The sequence below is a fragment of the Methylobacterium sp. WL69 genome, assembly GCF_008039485.1.
Classification (GTDB): Bacteria; Pseudomonadota; Alphaproteobacteria; order Rhizobiales; family Beijerinckiaceae; genus Methylobacterium.
The window spans coordinates 53,738-68,186 of record NZ_VRUZ01000014.1; the positions used below are offsets into that span (position 1 = coordinate 53,738).

Annotated in this window: 17 protein-coding genes; 9 read left to right on the top strand and 8 right to left on the bottom strand. The window is 70.7% G+C overall.

Annotated elements, in window-relative coordinates:
- Positions 1-167: 167 nt before the first annotated feature.
- Positions 168-524: a hypothetical protein gene (locus FV218_RS06710; RefSeq protein ID WP_147709160.1), complete on the top strand. Its 357-nt coding sequence runs from the start codon at positions 168-170 to the stop codon at positions 522-524.
- A gap of 93 nt (positions 525-617) precedes the next feature.
- On the opposite strand, the gene FV218_RS06715 is transcribed toward FV218_RS06710, so the two are convergent.
- From FV218_RS06715 to leuB, 6 genes are all read right to left on the bottom strand, one after another.
- On the bottom strand, positions 618-1,271 hold the full coding sequence (locus FV218_RS06715) for a L,D-transpeptidase (RefSeq protein WP_056092693.1): 654 nt from the start codon (positions 1,269-1,271) through the stop codon (positions 618-620).
- 105 nt (positions 1,272-1,376) lie between these two features.
- Complete coding sequence (locus FV218_RS06720) at positions 1,377-2,183, bottom strand: transglutaminase family protein (RefSeq protein WP_056094119.1); 807 nt, start codon at positions 2,181-2,183, stop codon at positions 1,377-1,379.
- A 73-nt stretch (positions 2,184-2,256) separates the two neighbouring features.
- Positions 2,257-3,177: a transglutaminase family protein gene (locus tag FV218_RS06725; RefSeq protein WP_147709161.1), complete on the bottom strand. Its 921-nt coding sequence runs from the start codon at positions 3,175-3,177 to the stop codon at positions 2,257-2,259.
- Between the two features lie 95 nt (positions 3,178-3,272).
- Positions 3,273-3,818, bottom strand: coding sequence for a response regulator (locus tag FV218_RS06730; protein ID WP_147709171.1), 546 nt, complete (start codon positions 3,816-3,818; stop codon positions 3,273-3,275).
- A 214-nt stretch (positions 3,819-4,032) separates the two neighbouring features.
- Positions 4,033-5,205, bottom strand: a complete 1,173-nt coding sequence (locus FV218_RS06735) for a transglycosylase SLT domain-containing protein (RefSeq protein WP_056092688.1) — start codon at positions 5,203-5,205, stop codon at positions 4,033-4,035.
- 107 nt (positions 5,206-5,312) lie between these two features.
- Positions 5,313-6,422 carry a 3-isopropylmalate dehydrogenase gene (leuB, locus tag FV218_RS06740; RefSeq protein ID WP_056092685.1) on the bottom strand — a complete coding sequence of 370 codons (1,110 nt, stop codon included), beginning with the start codon at positions 6,420-6,422 and terminating at the stop codon, positions 5,313-5,315.
- Positions 6,423-6,612: 190 nt separating this feature from the next.
- Here leuB and FV218_RS06745 point away from each other — a divergent pair, with 190 nt between their 5' ends.
- Both FV218_RS06745 and FV218_RS06750 read left to right on the top strand, forming a co-directional pair.
- Positions 6,613-6,903, top strand: coding sequence for a type II toxin-antitoxin system RelE/ParE family toxin (locus FV218_RS06745; protein ID WP_147709162.1), 291 nt, complete (start codon positions 6,613-6,615; stop codon positions 6,901-6,903).
- A 12-nt stretch (positions 6,904-6,915) separates the two neighbouring features.
- On the top strand, positions 6,916-7,221 hold the full coding sequence (locus tag FV218_RS06750; protein WP_056092679.1) for an addiction module antidote protein: 306 nt from the start codon (positions 6,916-6,918) through the stop codon (positions 7,219-7,221).
- Positions 7,222-7,271: 50 nt separating this feature from the next.
- On the opposite strand, the gene FV218_RS06755 is transcribed toward FV218_RS06750, so the two are convergent.
- A complete protein-coding gene (locus FV218_RS06755; RefSeq protein ID WP_147709163.1) occupies positions 7,272-8,234 on the bottom strand; it encodes a polyprenyl synthetase family protein in 963 nt (320 codons plus the stop codon).
- Between FV218_RS06755 and mtgA the strand changes: the two genes are divergently transcribed.
- The 4 genes from mtgA to FV218_RS06775 all read left to right on the top strand — a co-directional run bounded on the left by mtgA (position 8,233) and on the right by FV218_RS06775 (position 11,466).
- Positions 8,233-9,033: a monofunctional biosynthetic peptidoglycan transglycosylase gene (gene mtgA, locus FV218_RS06760; RefSeq protein WP_147709164.1), complete on the top strand. Its 801-nt coding sequence runs from the start codon at positions 8,233-8,235 to the stop codon at positions 9,031-9,033. The genes FV218_RS06755 and mtgA overlap by 2 nt on opposite strands.
- 103 nt (positions 9,034-9,136) lie before the next feature.
- Positions 9,137-9,706: a hypothetical protein gene (locus FV218_RS06765; RefSeq protein ID WP_056092671.1), complete on the top strand. Its 570-nt coding sequence runs from the start codon at positions 9,137-9,139 to the stop codon at positions 9,704-9,706.
- Between the two features lie 111 nt (positions 9,707-9,817).
- Positions 9,818-10,579, top strand: a complete 762-nt coding sequence (locus FV218_RS06770) for a histidine phosphatase family protein (protein ID WP_147709165.1) — start codon at positions 9,818-9,820, stop codon at positions 10,577-10,579.
- The gene (locus FV218_RS06775; RefSeq protein WP_147709166.1) at positions 10,576-11,466 is read left to right on the top strand and encodes an NAD(P)H-hydrate dehydratase; all 891 of its coding nucleotides are present in this window, start codon (positions 10,576-10,578) and stop codon (positions 11,464-11,466) included. Before FV218_RS06770 ends, FV218_RS06775 begins: the two co-directional genes overlap by 4 nt.
- Positions 11,467-11,521: 55 nt before the next feature.
- Here FV218_RS06775 and FV218_RS06780 read toward each other — a convergent pair whose 3' ends face one another.
- On the bottom strand, positions 11,522-12,763 hold the full coding sequence (locus FV218_RS06780) for an argininosuccinate synthase (RefSeq protein WP_056092663.1): 1,242 nt from the start codon (positions 12,761-12,763) through the stop codon (positions 11,522-11,524).
- A 185-nt stretch (positions 12,764-12,948) separates the two neighbouring features.
- Between FV218_RS06780 and FV218_RS06785 the strand changes: the two genes are divergently transcribed.
- Positions 12,949-13,578, top strand: coding sequence for a 2-hydroxychromene-2-carboxylate isomerase (locus tag FV218_RS06785; protein ID WP_056092660.1), 630 nt, complete (start codon positions 12,949-12,951; stop codon positions 13,576-13,578).
- A 66-nt stretch (positions 13,579-13,644) separates the two neighbouring features.
- The gene (locus FV218_RS06790; RefSeq protein ID WP_056092658.1) at positions 13,645-14,340 is read left to right on the top strand and encodes a DsbA family protein; all 696 of its coding nucleotides are present in this window, start codon (positions 13,645-13,647) and stop codon (positions 14,338-14,340) included.
- Positions 14,341-14,449 lie beyond the last annotated feature (109 nt).

Here is a 14,449-nt window from a genome sequence, read left to right on the forward strand (position 1 = left end):
GACGCGAAGCGCGGAGCGCGGGTCCCGCCCCGGACCGTTCCGGCCACGGGTTTTCGCGCCGGCCCCGCGGCAACCGGATTCCACTTCCCGGGGCGATGCTTTAACGGTTGCGCCCAGTCGGGCGTCCCGCCCGAGACGGACCGGATGGATCGAGGAGCGCGTATCCCATGCGACCTGCCTATCGAATCAGCGTGATGGTCGCGGCCCTGGCGGCAGCGCTCGGCTCCCAGGGCGCCAGCGCGCAGTACTACGACGACGGCTACGACCGGCCGCCGCCGCGCCGCTACTACGACGATCGCGGGCCGCCGCCACGGCGCGCCTACGACGACCCCTACGCCCGCCCGGCCCCGCGCCGCGCCGCCACGGGTCTCAACTGCGATGCCGTCCAGTCGGGCCTCACCGGCTTCAAGCCGTATTCGTGCCCGCTGCCGGGACCGCGCCCCCTCGGGGTCCGCTGCTTCTGCGACATGCCCATCGCCTCGTTCAGCGCCCCGCAGACCGCCGTCGGCCGGGTGGTCCCGTAGGGCCACCGCCACCGCGAACGCGAAAGAGCCGCCCCGTCTTCCGACGGGGCGGCTCTTTCGTTTCCGGACGGGTCGTTCCCAGATCCGAAAAGATCAGTTCAGCACGACGACCTTGGCACCGACACGGACGCGCTCGTACAGGTCGGTCACGTCCTCGTTGGTCATCCGGATGCAGCCCGACGACACGGCCTGCCCGATGGTGTCCGGCTCGTTCGAACCGTGGATGCGGTACTCGGTGCTGCCGATGTACATGGCGCGGGCCCCGAGGGGGTTCTCGACGCCGCCGGCCATGTAGCGCGGCAGGTCGGGACGGCGGGCGATCATCGCGGCCGGCGGGGTCCACGACGGCCACTCCTTCTTGGCCGTCACGGTCTTGGTGCCCGACCAAGTGAAGCCGGGACGGCCGACGCCGACGCCGTAGCGGATGGCCTCGCCGTTCGGCATCACGAAGTAGAGGCGCCGCTCGGCCGTGGAGACCACGATGGTGCCGGGCTTGTAGTCGCCGCGGAAATCCACGATCTCGCGCGGGATCGGGGCGACCTGCGCCTGGGGGGCGGCCTGCACGCCCTGGCCGACGGTGCCCTGGTAGCCGTAGGGACTGGCGCCGGTCTGACCGTAGGCGGGGTCGGCGTAATAGTCGTCGCCGGCCTCGGTGCCGAAGGGATCGTAGGGGTTTGCCAGCACCGGACCGCTGGACAGAACACAGACGCTTAGAATGCCCGCGAGGGCGGAGGCGAAGGTCTTCATCGTGGATGCCTTACCTGAAGCGTAACCTTTGCTATACAAGCGTAGGCGTAGGCCGCCGGTTCCACGAGGCCCTGAAGATTTCGTTTCCCCGCGGCCCGGGCCCGGTCAGAACACCTCGTCGGTGTGCACGTCGAAGCGGGCGAGGTGGGCGTACCCGAAGTTCGTGGTGATCGCGACGTCCGTGGCGTCCCGGCCCCGGGCCATGACGATGCGGCCGATGCGCGGCGTGTTGTGGCGCGCGTCGAACGTGTACCAGCCGCCGTCGAGATAGACCTCGAACCACGCCGAGAAATCCATCGGGTCGGGGACGGGCGGGATGCCGATATCGCCGAGGTAGCCGGTGCAGTAGCGCGCCGGGATGTTCATGCACCGGCAGAAGGCGACGGCGAGATGCGCGAAGTCGCGGCACACGCCCTGGCGCTGCATGAACCCGTCCCAGGCCGTCCGGGTGGCATCGGCGCACATGTAGTCGAAGCGGATGCGCTCGTGGACGTAGTCGACGATGGCCTGCACCCGGCCCCAGCCCATGGGCGTCCCGCCGAACAGGGACCAGGCGGTCTCGGACAGCTTGTCGGTGTCGCAGTACCGGCTGCCGAGGAGGTAGACGAGGACGTCCGCGGGCAGGTTCTGGACCTCGATCTGCTGGGCGTAGGGCGCGTAGACGTCGGGCTGCCCGGAATCCTGCACGATGAAATCGGCCGAGATGGTCAGCCGGCCCACCGGCGTCACGATGCGCGTGAGGATGTTGTCGAACACGTCGCGGTACTCCTGCGACGGGATCGGCGGGTCGAAGGTGATCATGTGCGGCGTGAGCAGATCGGGCATCCGCGAGGGATGCACGCTCAGCGCCAGGATCATGGGTGTCGGCTGAACCGATTCGAAGGCGATGTCGAACCCAGTCCTGATCTTCATGATGCTCACCTGATCTCTCGAACCTGGAATGCCGTACCCCGGAAACGATCGGGGGAATGCAGTAATCGGACCGTCAACGCGCGAGCATGGGATCGGGAACCCGGGCGTCGCTGGCGCTCGGCTCCACCTCGTCAACGGCGACGCTGACCGTCATGCCGAGGTCGTCGGCGGGAAATCCGAAGAAGGAGCCGTGCAGGGGGACCGCCTGGCGCGGGTCGCGGGCGACGGCGACGCGGATGAGGTCGCGGTTGCCGACGATGCCGTTGGTCGGGTCGAACTCGATCCAGCCGGCCCCCGGCAGGTAGACCTGGACCCAGGCATGGGTGGACCCGCCTCCGACATGGCGCTCACGGTCGCCGCGCGGGTTGTAGAGGTAGCCCGAGACGAACCGGGCCGCCATGCCGAGGGCCCGCACCGCCTCGATCATCAGCACGGCGAAGTCGCGGCAGCTGCCGCGCTTGAGCCGCAGGGTGGTGACGGGGTCCTGCACGCCCTTCTCCTGTCGGGCGAGGTAGGCGAAGTTGCGCCGCACGCTGCGGGTCATCTCCGCGAGGAGCTCCTGGGTCGCGATCCGTCCCGTGGAGGGGACGAAGCCGCGGGCCCAGGCATCGACCTCGTTGCGCGGGTCGGGGTGCTGGCGCTCCATGGAGCGGCTGAGATCGGCGATGTCGTCGGCACCGTAGCCGAACGGATAGAAAGCCGCGTGCGGCGCCAGGGGGAAGTCCGGCGCCAGTTCGGGCGTGTGGTCGAGGGTGATGCTGCAGTCGAAGACGAGGGTGGAGGCCCGGCCCTGGAAGGCGGCCACGGCGACGCAATTGCCGAACACGTCGTGCATCCAGCGCAGGGAGACCGGCTCGGGCGTGATCTTGAGGGCCGCCGCGATGAGGCGCTGGTCGTAGCTGTCCCGCGGCCGGAACATGATCCGGTGCTCGCCGAAGCCCACGGGCTGACGGTAGCGGTAGGTGGTGATGTGGCGGACGGACAGGATCGGCACGGATCGGCTCCGCCGCGCCGGACAGCGCGGTCTCGCTCCCGATTAATGCAAGAGGTGCGCCCAGGCGAGATGGTGCACCGCAAAATGCGACGTTCTCAACGGAGCACCGGCTGCGGCTCGGTCCGGGCCCGCTCCGCCTCGCCGAGGAGGTCGAGGGGTCGCCAGGGCTTGGGAATGAACACCGCCTGCGGCGCGAGGGCCCCGGGGCGCTGCGTCCGCTGGCCGGAGGTCACGACGAGCCGGGTCGTCGGCCACAGGAGGGCGATGGCGGACGCGAGCTGGACGCCGTCCATCACACCGGCGAGATGCACGTCGGCGAAGACGAGGGAGACGTCGCCACCGCGCTCGCGCATGATCGCGATGGCTGCCTCGGCGCTGTCGCACCCGACCACGCTGAGCTCGGTTTCCTCGAGCAGGGCCTCGGCCAGGGCGCGGGTGGCCGCGTCGTCCTCCACCACGAGGGCGAGCTTGCCGGACTTGGCGGCGACGGGGCCGGCGGGGGCCACGGGCTCGGGCCGGCGTTCCTGCCGCTCGGGCTGGCGCACCTGCCGCACGAGGGCGGCCAGATGCTCGGGCACGCCCTCGGCGATGAGGTCGTCGTAGAACGAGGCCAGGGCCTGTCCGATCCGATCGAGGGACAGGCTGGGATTCAGGGTTTCGGCGGAACCGGGACGGCGTCCCACGGGCGTGAGCGAACGCGGCGAGCCGTTGGTAGGGACCTCAGGATCGGCCAAGCGAAGCCTCCGGCGTTGGTGTCTCGGGGGGCCCGGACATCGGGCACCCGGACAGTAAAGCCGGGACGGCGCCCTCAGTTGCCAGAAAATCCGATCCTCGGATGTCCGCAGATCCCGGGGATCACTCGGCCGAGGCGTCGGCGTAGGCCATGATTCCGGCCACGGAGCGGACATCGCGGTAGCGGGCGCCGCGCGCGCTCATCATCGCCTCGAACTTCTCGTGGACCTGGGCGACGGAGAGGCTGGTCGCCTTGCGGCGGCCGCGCTGGGCGGCGAAGAAGATGGTCTTGTTGGCCCGCGCCGGTCCCGGCAGCATCTGGGCGGCGGCGGCCTTGGGCTTGTCGGCGACGGTGGCGAGGAATTCCTCGGCGTCGTCCGGTCCGAGGAAGTGGGCGAGGTAGACCTCCCCCAGGGACAGGTCGCGGCCGATGCGCAGGGCGATGCGGGCGGCGTCGCGCTTGAGCATCTCGCCGGCCATGAGGGCGGAGAGGTAGGGGTCGCGGCGCAGTTCGAGGATGCGGGTGCGCTCGGCGGGGTCGGCGACGGCGGGGCGTCCGTTGTCGCCCGTCACCACGAGGGCGGCGTCCTGGGTCAGCCCGTGCTTGGGACCGAAATCGCGCACCACCCCGAGCCAGGTCCGCTCGATGAACTGGAACAGGCCCGTGGCCGAGGAGGTCTGCGCCTGGACCTCGGTCTTGAAGCTCGATTCCTTGTCGGCCACCGCCATGAGCAGGACGGGGTCGGTCTGCACGGCCTGGGCGGCGCGGACGATCTTCTGCACCAGGTGGCGCCGGATCTTCATCGGACCGAATTCGAGGACGTCGTTGGGGTCGCCCACCGCGCTCTCGGTGATGAGGAAGTCGTAGGACACCCGGTCGACGGCGTTGGAGCCGAGTTCGGTGTCGAGGTCGTGGATGGGCGCGAAGGCCGCCGACGCCGTCAGGACGCTGGCGGGCGCGCCGAGAATCGCGGGGGGACCGACCTGGACCCGGGGCCGGGGCATGGCGACGGTGGTCATCGCCTGGGCCGACTGCACCACGCCGCCGAGGCCGGACCCGTTCGGACCGACGCCGTTGAGCAGGGCGACACTCAGGCCGCCGGCGAGCAGGGTCACCGACAGGACGGAGCGGATGAGGGCGGTGCGGCTGCCGTGCTCGCGGCCGACCCGGCCCCCGAGGGTGAGGGCGTCCGAGGCCGGAAACGTCGCGTTCGCGGTCGATCGCCCGCGCAGGGGACCCCTGACGGGGCCGGTGGCGAGGGCAGTCCGTGACGATCCGACCGTGCGACCCTGCATGTGCTCTTCTCGTCCCCGCGGCTGGTAACTCCGGGGACGGATTAACTTGACAGATGTGGCGACAACACGGCCCCGCCCGTGGCGAAGCCGTGGCGCCGGACTTTTCCTCAGCCGATGCGGGCCCGGAGGGCGGCCACGACGGCGTCGCCCATGCCGGCGGTGCCGAGGGCCTGCGTTCCCTCGGCGGCGATGTCGCGGGTGCGGGCCCCACTCGCGAGGGCATCCGTGATGGCGCCGTCGAGGAGATCGGCGGCCTCGCCGAGGCCGAACGAGTAGCGCAGGGCCATGGCCAGGGACCCGATCATGGCGAGCGGGTTGGCGAGGTCGCGTCCGGCGATGTCCGGGGCCGAACCGTGCACGGGCTCGTAGAGGGCTTTTCGCGAGCCCTTGGCATCGACGGCGCCGAGGGACGCCGACGGCAGCATCCCGAGGGACCCGGTGAGCATGGCCGCCACGTCGGAGAGCACGTCGCCGAACAGGTTGTCGGTCACGAGCACGTCGTACTGCTTGGGGCGGCGCACGAGCTGCATGGCGCAATTGTCGGCGAGCACGTGCTCCAGGGCCATGTCGGCGTAATCGGTCTGGTGGACGCGGGTGACGACCTCCTTCCACAGGACGCCGGACTTCATCACGTTGTGCTTCTCGGCCGAGGCCACCCGGCCCGAGCGCTTGCGCGCCAGATCGAAGGCGACGTGGGCGATGCGCTCGATCTCCCCCGTGGTGTAGACCTGGGTGTCGACGGCGCGCTTCGAACCGTCGGGGAGGGTGGTGATCTCCTTCGGCTCGCCGAAATAGACGCCGCCCGTGAGTTCGCGCACGATCATGATGTCAAGGCCCTCGACGAGCTCGCGCTTGAGGGCGGAGGCGTCGGCGAGCGCCGGGTAGCAGATGGCCGGGCGCAGGTTGGCGAACAGGCCGAGATCCTTGCGCAGGCGCAGCAGGCCCGATTCGGGGCGGATCTCGTAGGCGACCTCGGCCCATTTCGGACCGCCCACCGCGCCCAGGAGCACGGCGTCGGCGGCGTCGGCCCGGGCCAGGGCCGCGTCGGTGAGCGCCACCCCGTGGGCGTCGATGGCACAGCCGCCGACGAGGTCGTGCTCGGTCTCGAACGCCGCGATGCCGGCCTGGCCGAGAAAGCCGATCACCGTCTCGACCTGCGCCATCACCTCGGGGCCGATGCCGTCGCCGGGCAGGAGGAGGAGCTTGTAGCTGGTCATGGGATGCACTCGCTTGGGCCAAACCGTATCGCGGGGCTGTATCCAGACCATCGGGGCATTGGCAAGCGCGTGACGCACGGCATAAAAACAGGGGTTGCACCACCGGGACTAGTTCAACCCGAAAACGAATGTCTCCTGTGGCGATCCGCTTCTGAAGGTCGCTGCAAATCGTAGCCCATGGGCCACATGCATGGTAGATGTTCGACGAACGCCCGAGTTCGACCAGTGGCTCAGGCATCTGCGCGATATCCGGGCGAAAGCGCGGATCGCGCTGCGGATCGATCGGCTGATGCTGGGAAATCCCGGTGACGTGAGGCCCGTCGGCGAAGGCGTCAGCGAGTTGCGGATCGATGTCGGGCCCGGCTACCGCGTCTACTTCGTCCGTCGCGGCGATCTTTGGATCATGCTGCTGTGCGGAGGCGACAAGGGCAGCCAGGAACGGGACATCCGCCGCGCGAAGGTCCTGGCGAGCACCGTTTGAGGAGATACCGGCATGAGCGAGACGCAGCCCTACGACTCGGCGGACTATCTCGATACGAAGGAAGCCGTGGCGGAATATCTGTCAGCCGCCATCGAAGACGGCGATGCCGCCCTGTTTCGGACCGCCCTCGGCGTTGCGGCGCGGGCCTGTGGCATGACGCAGATCGCGCGGGAGGCCGGACTCTCCCGCGAGAGCCTCTACCGGGCGTTGTCCGATGACGGGAACCCGAGCCTCGACACCGCCCTGCGTGTCCTGAAAGCCATGAATATCCGGCTGTTCGCCCGCGCCGGAACCCTCGCGGACGCCGGGCAGCCCTAAGCGGCCGCCACCCACCGGCCCAGACACCGATGGGCGGCGCACGGTCGAACTCAGACCTTCCGCGCCACGGTGAACCGCGCCGCATCCCGCAGGATCTGCGCCCTGTCGCCCCAGGCCGAGACGGCGTCCTCGCAGACGCCCACGAGCCGGTCGCACTCGGCGCGCGCGCCGTCGAGGCCGAGGCGGTCGACGAGGGTGGCCTTGCCGGCGTCCTTGTCCTTGCCCGTGGCCTTGCCCATGGCTTCCGCCGAGGCTTCACGGTCGAGGATGTCGTCGGCGATCTGGAAGGCCTGACCGAGGGCGTGGCCGTAGCGCAGGAGCGCGCGGCGCTGGTCCGGCGTCGCGCCGCCCACGATGGCGCCGGCCTCCACCGAGAACGCCAGGATCGCGCCGGTCTTCATGGCCTGGAGCTGGAGGGTGTCGTCGACGGTGAGGGAGACCGGGCCGAACCGCCCCTCCGCCCCGAGGTCGAGGAGCTGGCCGCCGACCATGCCGCCGAGGCCCGAGGCCTTGGCGAGGCCGAGCACGAGGTCGGCGCGGATGGCGGGGTCGGGCTGCCACGCCGAATCGGCCAGCACCTCGAAGGCCAGGGTCTGAAGGGCATCGCCGACCAGGATGGCGGTGGCCTCGTCGTAGGCCTTGTGGACGGTGGGCTTGCCGCGGCGCAGGTCGTCGTCGTCCATGGCCGGCATGTCGTCGTGGACGAGGGAGTAGCAGTGCACGAGCTCGATGGCCGAGCCGGCGGCGAGGGCGCCCGCCTCGGGCCCGCCGAGCATGCGGGCGGTCTCGACGGCGAGGAACGGCCGCAGGCGCTTGCCGCCACCCAGCACGGCGTGGCGCATGGCCTCCATGAGCCGCACGGGCCGGGTGATCTCGCCGGCTTGCGTCTCGGCGGTCAGGCGGTCGGCGAGCCAGGCCTCGACGGCGTCGGCCACCGTGGCGAGCCTGTGGGAAAACGCGTCGACCGAGGCATCCGCCTTGACCGAAGCGTGAGAACCTTGCGTTGACGTCATGGTCGGGCGGGCCTTCGGAAGTGGGAACGTGGCGCGAGTGCGGGAGGTTCGAATTCAGGACGAGGCGGAGCGAGCCGAACAGCCCCTGCGCCGCCGGTCGCCGCAGGCGGCCGCACGGCCGGCGCGCGGCCGGAGCCTGCGCCGGATCGTCGGCCTCGTCCTGCTGCTGCCCGCCCTCGCCCTGGGGTTCCTGCTCGCCATGGCGCTCGTCTATAGCGCGGTGACCCCGCCCTCAACCCTGATGCTCGGGCGATGGGCGGTCTTGAAGCCCGTGGACCGGCAGTCCGTGGCCCTGGCGGCGATCTCGCCCCACCTCGTCCAGGCGGTGATCGCCTCGGAGGACCAGCGCTTCTGCCTGCATGCCGGCGTCGATTGGGGCGCCCTGCGGGACGTGGTCGACGACGAGGAGGGCCCGAGCCGGGGCGCCTCGACGATCTCGATGCAGACGGTGAAGAACGTGTTCCTGTGGCCGGGCCGCTCGGTCCTGCGCAAGGGCCTGGAAATCCCCCTGGCCCTGGCGACGGACGCCCTGTGGGGCAAGCGCCGGATGCTGGAGGTCTACCTCAACGTCGCCGAGTGGGGGGAGGGGGTGTTCGGGGCCGAGGCCGCCGCGCAGCGCTGGTTCGGCAAGCCCGCCCGCGACCTGACGCGCGGGGAGGCGGCGTTGCTCGCCGCCGTGCTGCCCAACCCGATCCTGCGCAATCCGGCCCTGCCGTCGCGCGGGGTGCGGGCCCAGGCCGCCCGCATCCAGGCGCGGATGAACGGGGTCGGCGGCCTGATGGGCTGCCTCAAGCGGTAGCCTCCGGCCCCCGTGTCGCCGGAGGGGAAGTCGTGTCATAGAGCCGTTCGAAACCGAGGACCCGGCCCGATCGCCAAGGGCCGCATCAGGGACGGATACCACGTTGGCCGACGCGAACACCTTCGAACTCACCCTGGAGCGCATCGCGCTGATCCGCCGGATGGTGGTGGCCTGGAACCGGGAGGGCGCCGGCGCCCCCATCGTCCACCCGGACGCGCCCTACGGCAGCACCGACCGGGACGGCGACATCTTCAACGTCACCGGCGACGACGACGGGGCGGACGAGGAGCACCGGGCGCTCGGCGACGGCCTGGCGGTGTTCTGCGCCAACGCCGTCCTGAAGCCGGGGCGCTACGCCTACCACAACACCCTGGCCAAGCTCGATTCGTCGGATGTCGGCGACGTGTTTCGCGACGACGCCACCGGCGAGACGCCCGAGCACGTCACCTTCGACGTCACGGCGGAGCACATCGCCCTGGTCCGCGGCCTCGCGATCCGCTGGGATGCGAGCCGCGACGTGCCGGCCGTCGATGCCGATGCGCCCTACGGTGCGCGCACCGGCCTGCCGGAGCAGCACCACGAGATGCAGCCGGCCCTCCAGATCTTCCTGCGCTACGCCGACCTCGGCCCCGGCGCGTTCCGCCGGGCCGCCGAGGGCTGGCGACCGGTGTGACCGCGCGGCCGGGGCCGGCGGAAAGGACGCAGCCACGAACGTCCGGTCGGCACGGACGTTAGCGAGGAGAATCGTGCGGTGGTGCGCCCGATCGTGCCGGGGATGTGACGGATGATGCAACGCTGGCCGAGCCGGATCTGGATCGTCCGCCACGGCGAGAGCGCCGGCAACGTGGCCCGCGATGCGGCCGTCGATGCGGGCCTGACGCGGATCGACATCGCGGAGCGCGATGTGGACGTCCCCTTGAGCGATCGCGGCCGGCAGCAGGCCACGGCCCTCGGACGCTGGTTCGCGGCCATGCCGGATTCCGAGCGCCCGAACGTCGTCCTGACCTCCCCCTACGCGCGGGCCCGGCAGACCGTGACCGGCATCCGGGACGCCGGGGGCGTCGCAGGCGACGCGTCCCGGGATTTCGTCGACGAGCGGCTGCGCGAGAAGGAGCTCGGGCTCCTCGATCGCCTGACCCGCACCGGCATCGAGGAATTCCATCCCGAGCAGGCGCAGCTGCGCGCGCGCCTGGGCAAGTTCTACTATCGCCCCACCTGCGGCGAGAGCTGGTGCGACGTGATCCTGCGCCTTCGCGGGGCCATGGACACCGTCTCCCTGCATCACGGCGAGAAGCGCGTCCTCATCGTCGCCCATCAGGTCGTCGTGCTCTGCCTGCGCTACCTCCTCGAGAACATGACCGAGGCGGAGATCCTGGGGATCGATGCCGCGGGCGACGTCCTGAACTGCTCGGTCACCGAGTACGGATTCGCGGCGGAGGCCGGTTCCACCGGGCGACTCGCCCTCGAGCGCTACAACTTCGTGGCGCCGATGGAGCAGGCCGGCGCCCCCGTCACCGCCGAGTTCTCGAAGGAGGATGCTCGATGACCGGGACCCGGCTCACGGCGGAGCGGCTGCGGGAGCTTCCGCTGTCGACGCCCGAGGCGGGCAGCAAGGACGACCGCGGCAGCGTCCTCGTCCTCGGCGGCTGTGCCGAGGTGCCGGGTGCCGTGTTCCTCGCCGGCGTCGCGGCCCTGCGGGCCGGCGCGGGCAAGCTGAAGATCGCCTCCGTCCGCAGCGTCGCCACGGCGATGGCGCTGGCCGTGCCGGAGGCGATGGTGATCGGACTGCCCGAGACCGGGGCCGGGGAGATCGATCCGCACCCGTCCGCCGCCAGGATCGTCGAGGCGGCCGAGCCTTGCGACGCCGTCCTCGTCGGCCCCGGGATGAACACCTGCCCGAACACCACGATCCTGGCCTGCGCACTCCTCTCGGATCGGCCGGACACCGCCTACGTCCTCGATGCCGGGGCGATCTGCGGCCTCGACCCCGAGATCGTGCGCGCCCTCGGCCGCCCCCCCATCATCACGCCCCATGCCGGCGAGATGGCGCAACTGCTCGGCTGGGGGCGGGATGCCGTCGAGGCAGACCCCCTGCGGGCGGCGCGCCATGCGGCGGAGCGGCTGCGGGCCGTGGTGATCATGAAAGGCGCCGAGAGCTGGATCGTGGCCCCGGACGGCACGTGCTGGAACTATGGCGGCGGCGGGGTCGGCCTCGCCACCTCCGGGTCCGGCGACGCCCTCGCGGGCATCGTCGCCGGCATCCTGGCGCGGGGTGCCGACCCGTTCATGGCCGCGCTGTGGGGCGTCTACCTGCACGGCGAGGCGGGGGCCCGCCTCGCCGCCTCGGTCGGGCCGGTGGGCTTCCTGGCGCGCGAGATCTCCGGCGAGGTCCCGCAGATCCTGCGGACCTTCGCCAAAACCGCATCGGCTTAGCCGGCTCTTCGCGGACGGGTCCCCGCCCGGGGCGGGGACCCGACGCGCGGGGGCCTTACGCGCCGAGCTTCTTCTTGCGCTGGGCCAGGGTGCGCAGGCGGAGCGCATTGAGCTTGATGAAGCCCGCCGCGTCGCGGTGGTCGTAGGCGACGGCGCCCTCCTCGAAGGTGACGAGGTCCTGGTCGTAGAGGGAGTTCGGGCTGGTGCGGCCGATGACGTGGATGCCGCCCTTGTAGAGCTTCAGCCGGACCTCGCCGGTGACCATCTCCTGGCTCTTGTCGATGAGGGCCTGGAGCATCTCGCGCTCGGGGCTGAACCAGAAGCCGTTGTAGATCAGCTCCGCGTATTGCGGCATGATCTGGTCCTTCAGGTGCGCCGCGCCCCGGTCCAGGGTGATCGACTCGATGGCGCGGTGGGCCGGCAGCAGGATGGTGCCGCCCGGCGTCTCGTACATGCCGCGGCTCTTCATGCCGACGAAGCGGTTCTCGACGAGGTCGAGGCGGCCGATGCCGTTGTCGTGGCCGAGCTGGTTGAGCTTGGCCAGCAGGGTCGCGGGCGACAGCGTCTCGCCGTCGATGGAGACGGCGTCGCCCTTCTCGAAGCCGATGGTGACGATGGTCGGCGTGTCGGGCGCTTCCTCGGGCGAGAGGGTGCGCGAAAACACGTACTCGGGCACCTCGTCGGCGGGGTCCTCCAGCACCTTGCCCTCGGAGGAGGCGTGCAGGAGGTTCGCGTCGACGGAGAACGGGCTCTCGCCGCGCTTGTCCTTGGCGATGGGGATCTGGTGCTGCTCGGCGAAGGCGATGAGCTGCTCGCGGCTCTTCAGGTCCCATTCCCGCCACGGGGCGATCACCGTGACGTCGGGCTTGAGGGCGTAGTAGCCGAGCTCGAACCGGACCTGGTCGTTGCCCTTGCCGGTGGCGCCGTGACAGACGGCATCGGCGCCGAGGCGCTCGGCGATCTCGATCTGCTTCTTGGCGATGAGCGGCCGGGCGATGGAGGTGCCGAGGAGGTAGACGCCCTCGTAGACGGCGTTGGCGCGGAACATCGGGAAGACGTAGTCCCGCACGAATTCCTCGCGCAGGTCCTCGATGAAGATGTTCTCGGGCTTGATCCCGAGAAGCTCGGCCTTGGCCCGCGCCGGCTCCAGCTCCTCGCCCTGGCCGAGATCGGCCGTGAAGGTGATGACCTCGCAGCCGTAGGTGGTCTGAAGCCACTTGAGGATGATCGAGGTGTCGAGGCCGCCCGAATAGGCGAGCACGACCTTGTTGACGGGCTTCGGATTCGCGTCGGTCATCGGACTCGCTTCGGGTTGGAACGGGTATCGGAAGGGGCTGGTCGCGGCTTATCAGCGGACCGCCGATCGGTGCAACCGTCGTGCCGCGGGCGCGTTCGCTCCCGGTGGACACGGCTCCCGCGGCCTTGCTGGAACCACCGTGACGGGCGAAGCTCGTCCCCTCACCAAATCCGGAGTTTCGACGTATGCCGCGCCGGCCGACCCTCGAATTCTGGTACGAGTTCGCGTCCACCTACTCCTACCTCGCGGCCATGCGGATCGAGGCCCTGGCGGATGCGGCCGGGGTCGAGGTGCGCTGGCGCCCGTTCCTCGTCGGCCCGATCTTCGCCGCGCAGGGCTGGAATTCGTCGCCGTTCAACCTCTACCCGGCCAAGGGCCGCCACATGTGGCGCGACGTCGAGCGCGAGGCCGCGCGCCTCGGCCTGCCGTCGGTGACGCGCCCCGATCCGTTCCCGCAGAACAGCCTCAGCGCCACGCGGGCCGCCACCTACGGCATGGACCACGACTGGCTCGTGCCGTTCTCCAAGGCGGTCTACGAGGCGGCGTTCGCCCGCGGACAGTCCATCGCCGAACCGCCCGCCGTGGTGTCGCTCCTCAACGGCCTCGGCCTCGACGGGACGATCATCCTGAAGCAGGCGGCGGCCGAATCGAACAAGGGGCGCCTGCGCGTCAACGGCGAGGAGGCGCGCTCGCGCGGCATCTTCGGCGCACCAACCTTCCTCACCGGCGACGGCGAATTGTTCTGGGGCAACGACCGCCTGGAACAGGCCCTGGCCTGGGCTGCGGGCGACCGGCCCGGAGCGATGCGCGAGTAGACGTTTCGTCCCGGGCCGATCGGGACTAGAAACCGGGCCGATCGTTCCTCGCTCCCGGGCCACCCCATGCGCTTCGACCGCCGGCACTTCCTCGCCTCCACCGCCGGCCTCGGCCTCGGCCTCCTCGGGGCCGGCCGGGCCTCCGCCCAGGGCTACGGCCAGGCCTACAAGGTCGACAGCGACGAGGGTCGGCCCGTGGCCAACACCCGTCTGCCGGGCGAGATCGTCGGCGAGATCCCGGGGCTGAAGGGTGTGACCTATGTCGGACCGGCCGAGGCCGAGACGACCCTGTACGAGTTCTTCGACTACAATTGCCCGTACTGTCGCAAAGCCGCCTCCGACATGGTGTCGCTCGCCGAAAGCGACCCGACCCTGCGGATCGGCCTCGTCAACAATCCGATCCTGTCGCCGCAATCGGCCCAGGCCGCCAAGGTGGCCCTGGCCGTCCAGCGCAAGCTCGGCTCGGCCGCCGCCTGGAGCTTGTACAGGACCCTGCTGGCCGGGCGCGGCACCATCGACGGGACCGGGGCCCTGAAGGCGGCGGCCAAGCTCGGCGTGCCGTCGGCCGAGCTGGAGGCCATCGGCGACAGCGAGGAGGTCCGCCTCGCCCTCAAGGCGCAGATGCGGATGGCGGCCGATCTCGGGCTGGCCGCGACCCCGTCCTACGTGCTCGGCAACACCGGACTCCTCGGCCATCCCGGCGCCAAGTCCCTGGCCCGGATGATCGCCGCCACGCGGCGCTGCGACCGGATCGCCTGCTGAACCCGCCTCACCTTCGCCACCGTTTGGCGCGACCGATGCCTTCGCGTTCCGCCGCACTGCACAAGCCGGCGCGTCCCCGTCCGGGCCGCGCTGCGCCCTCCCGCCGTCC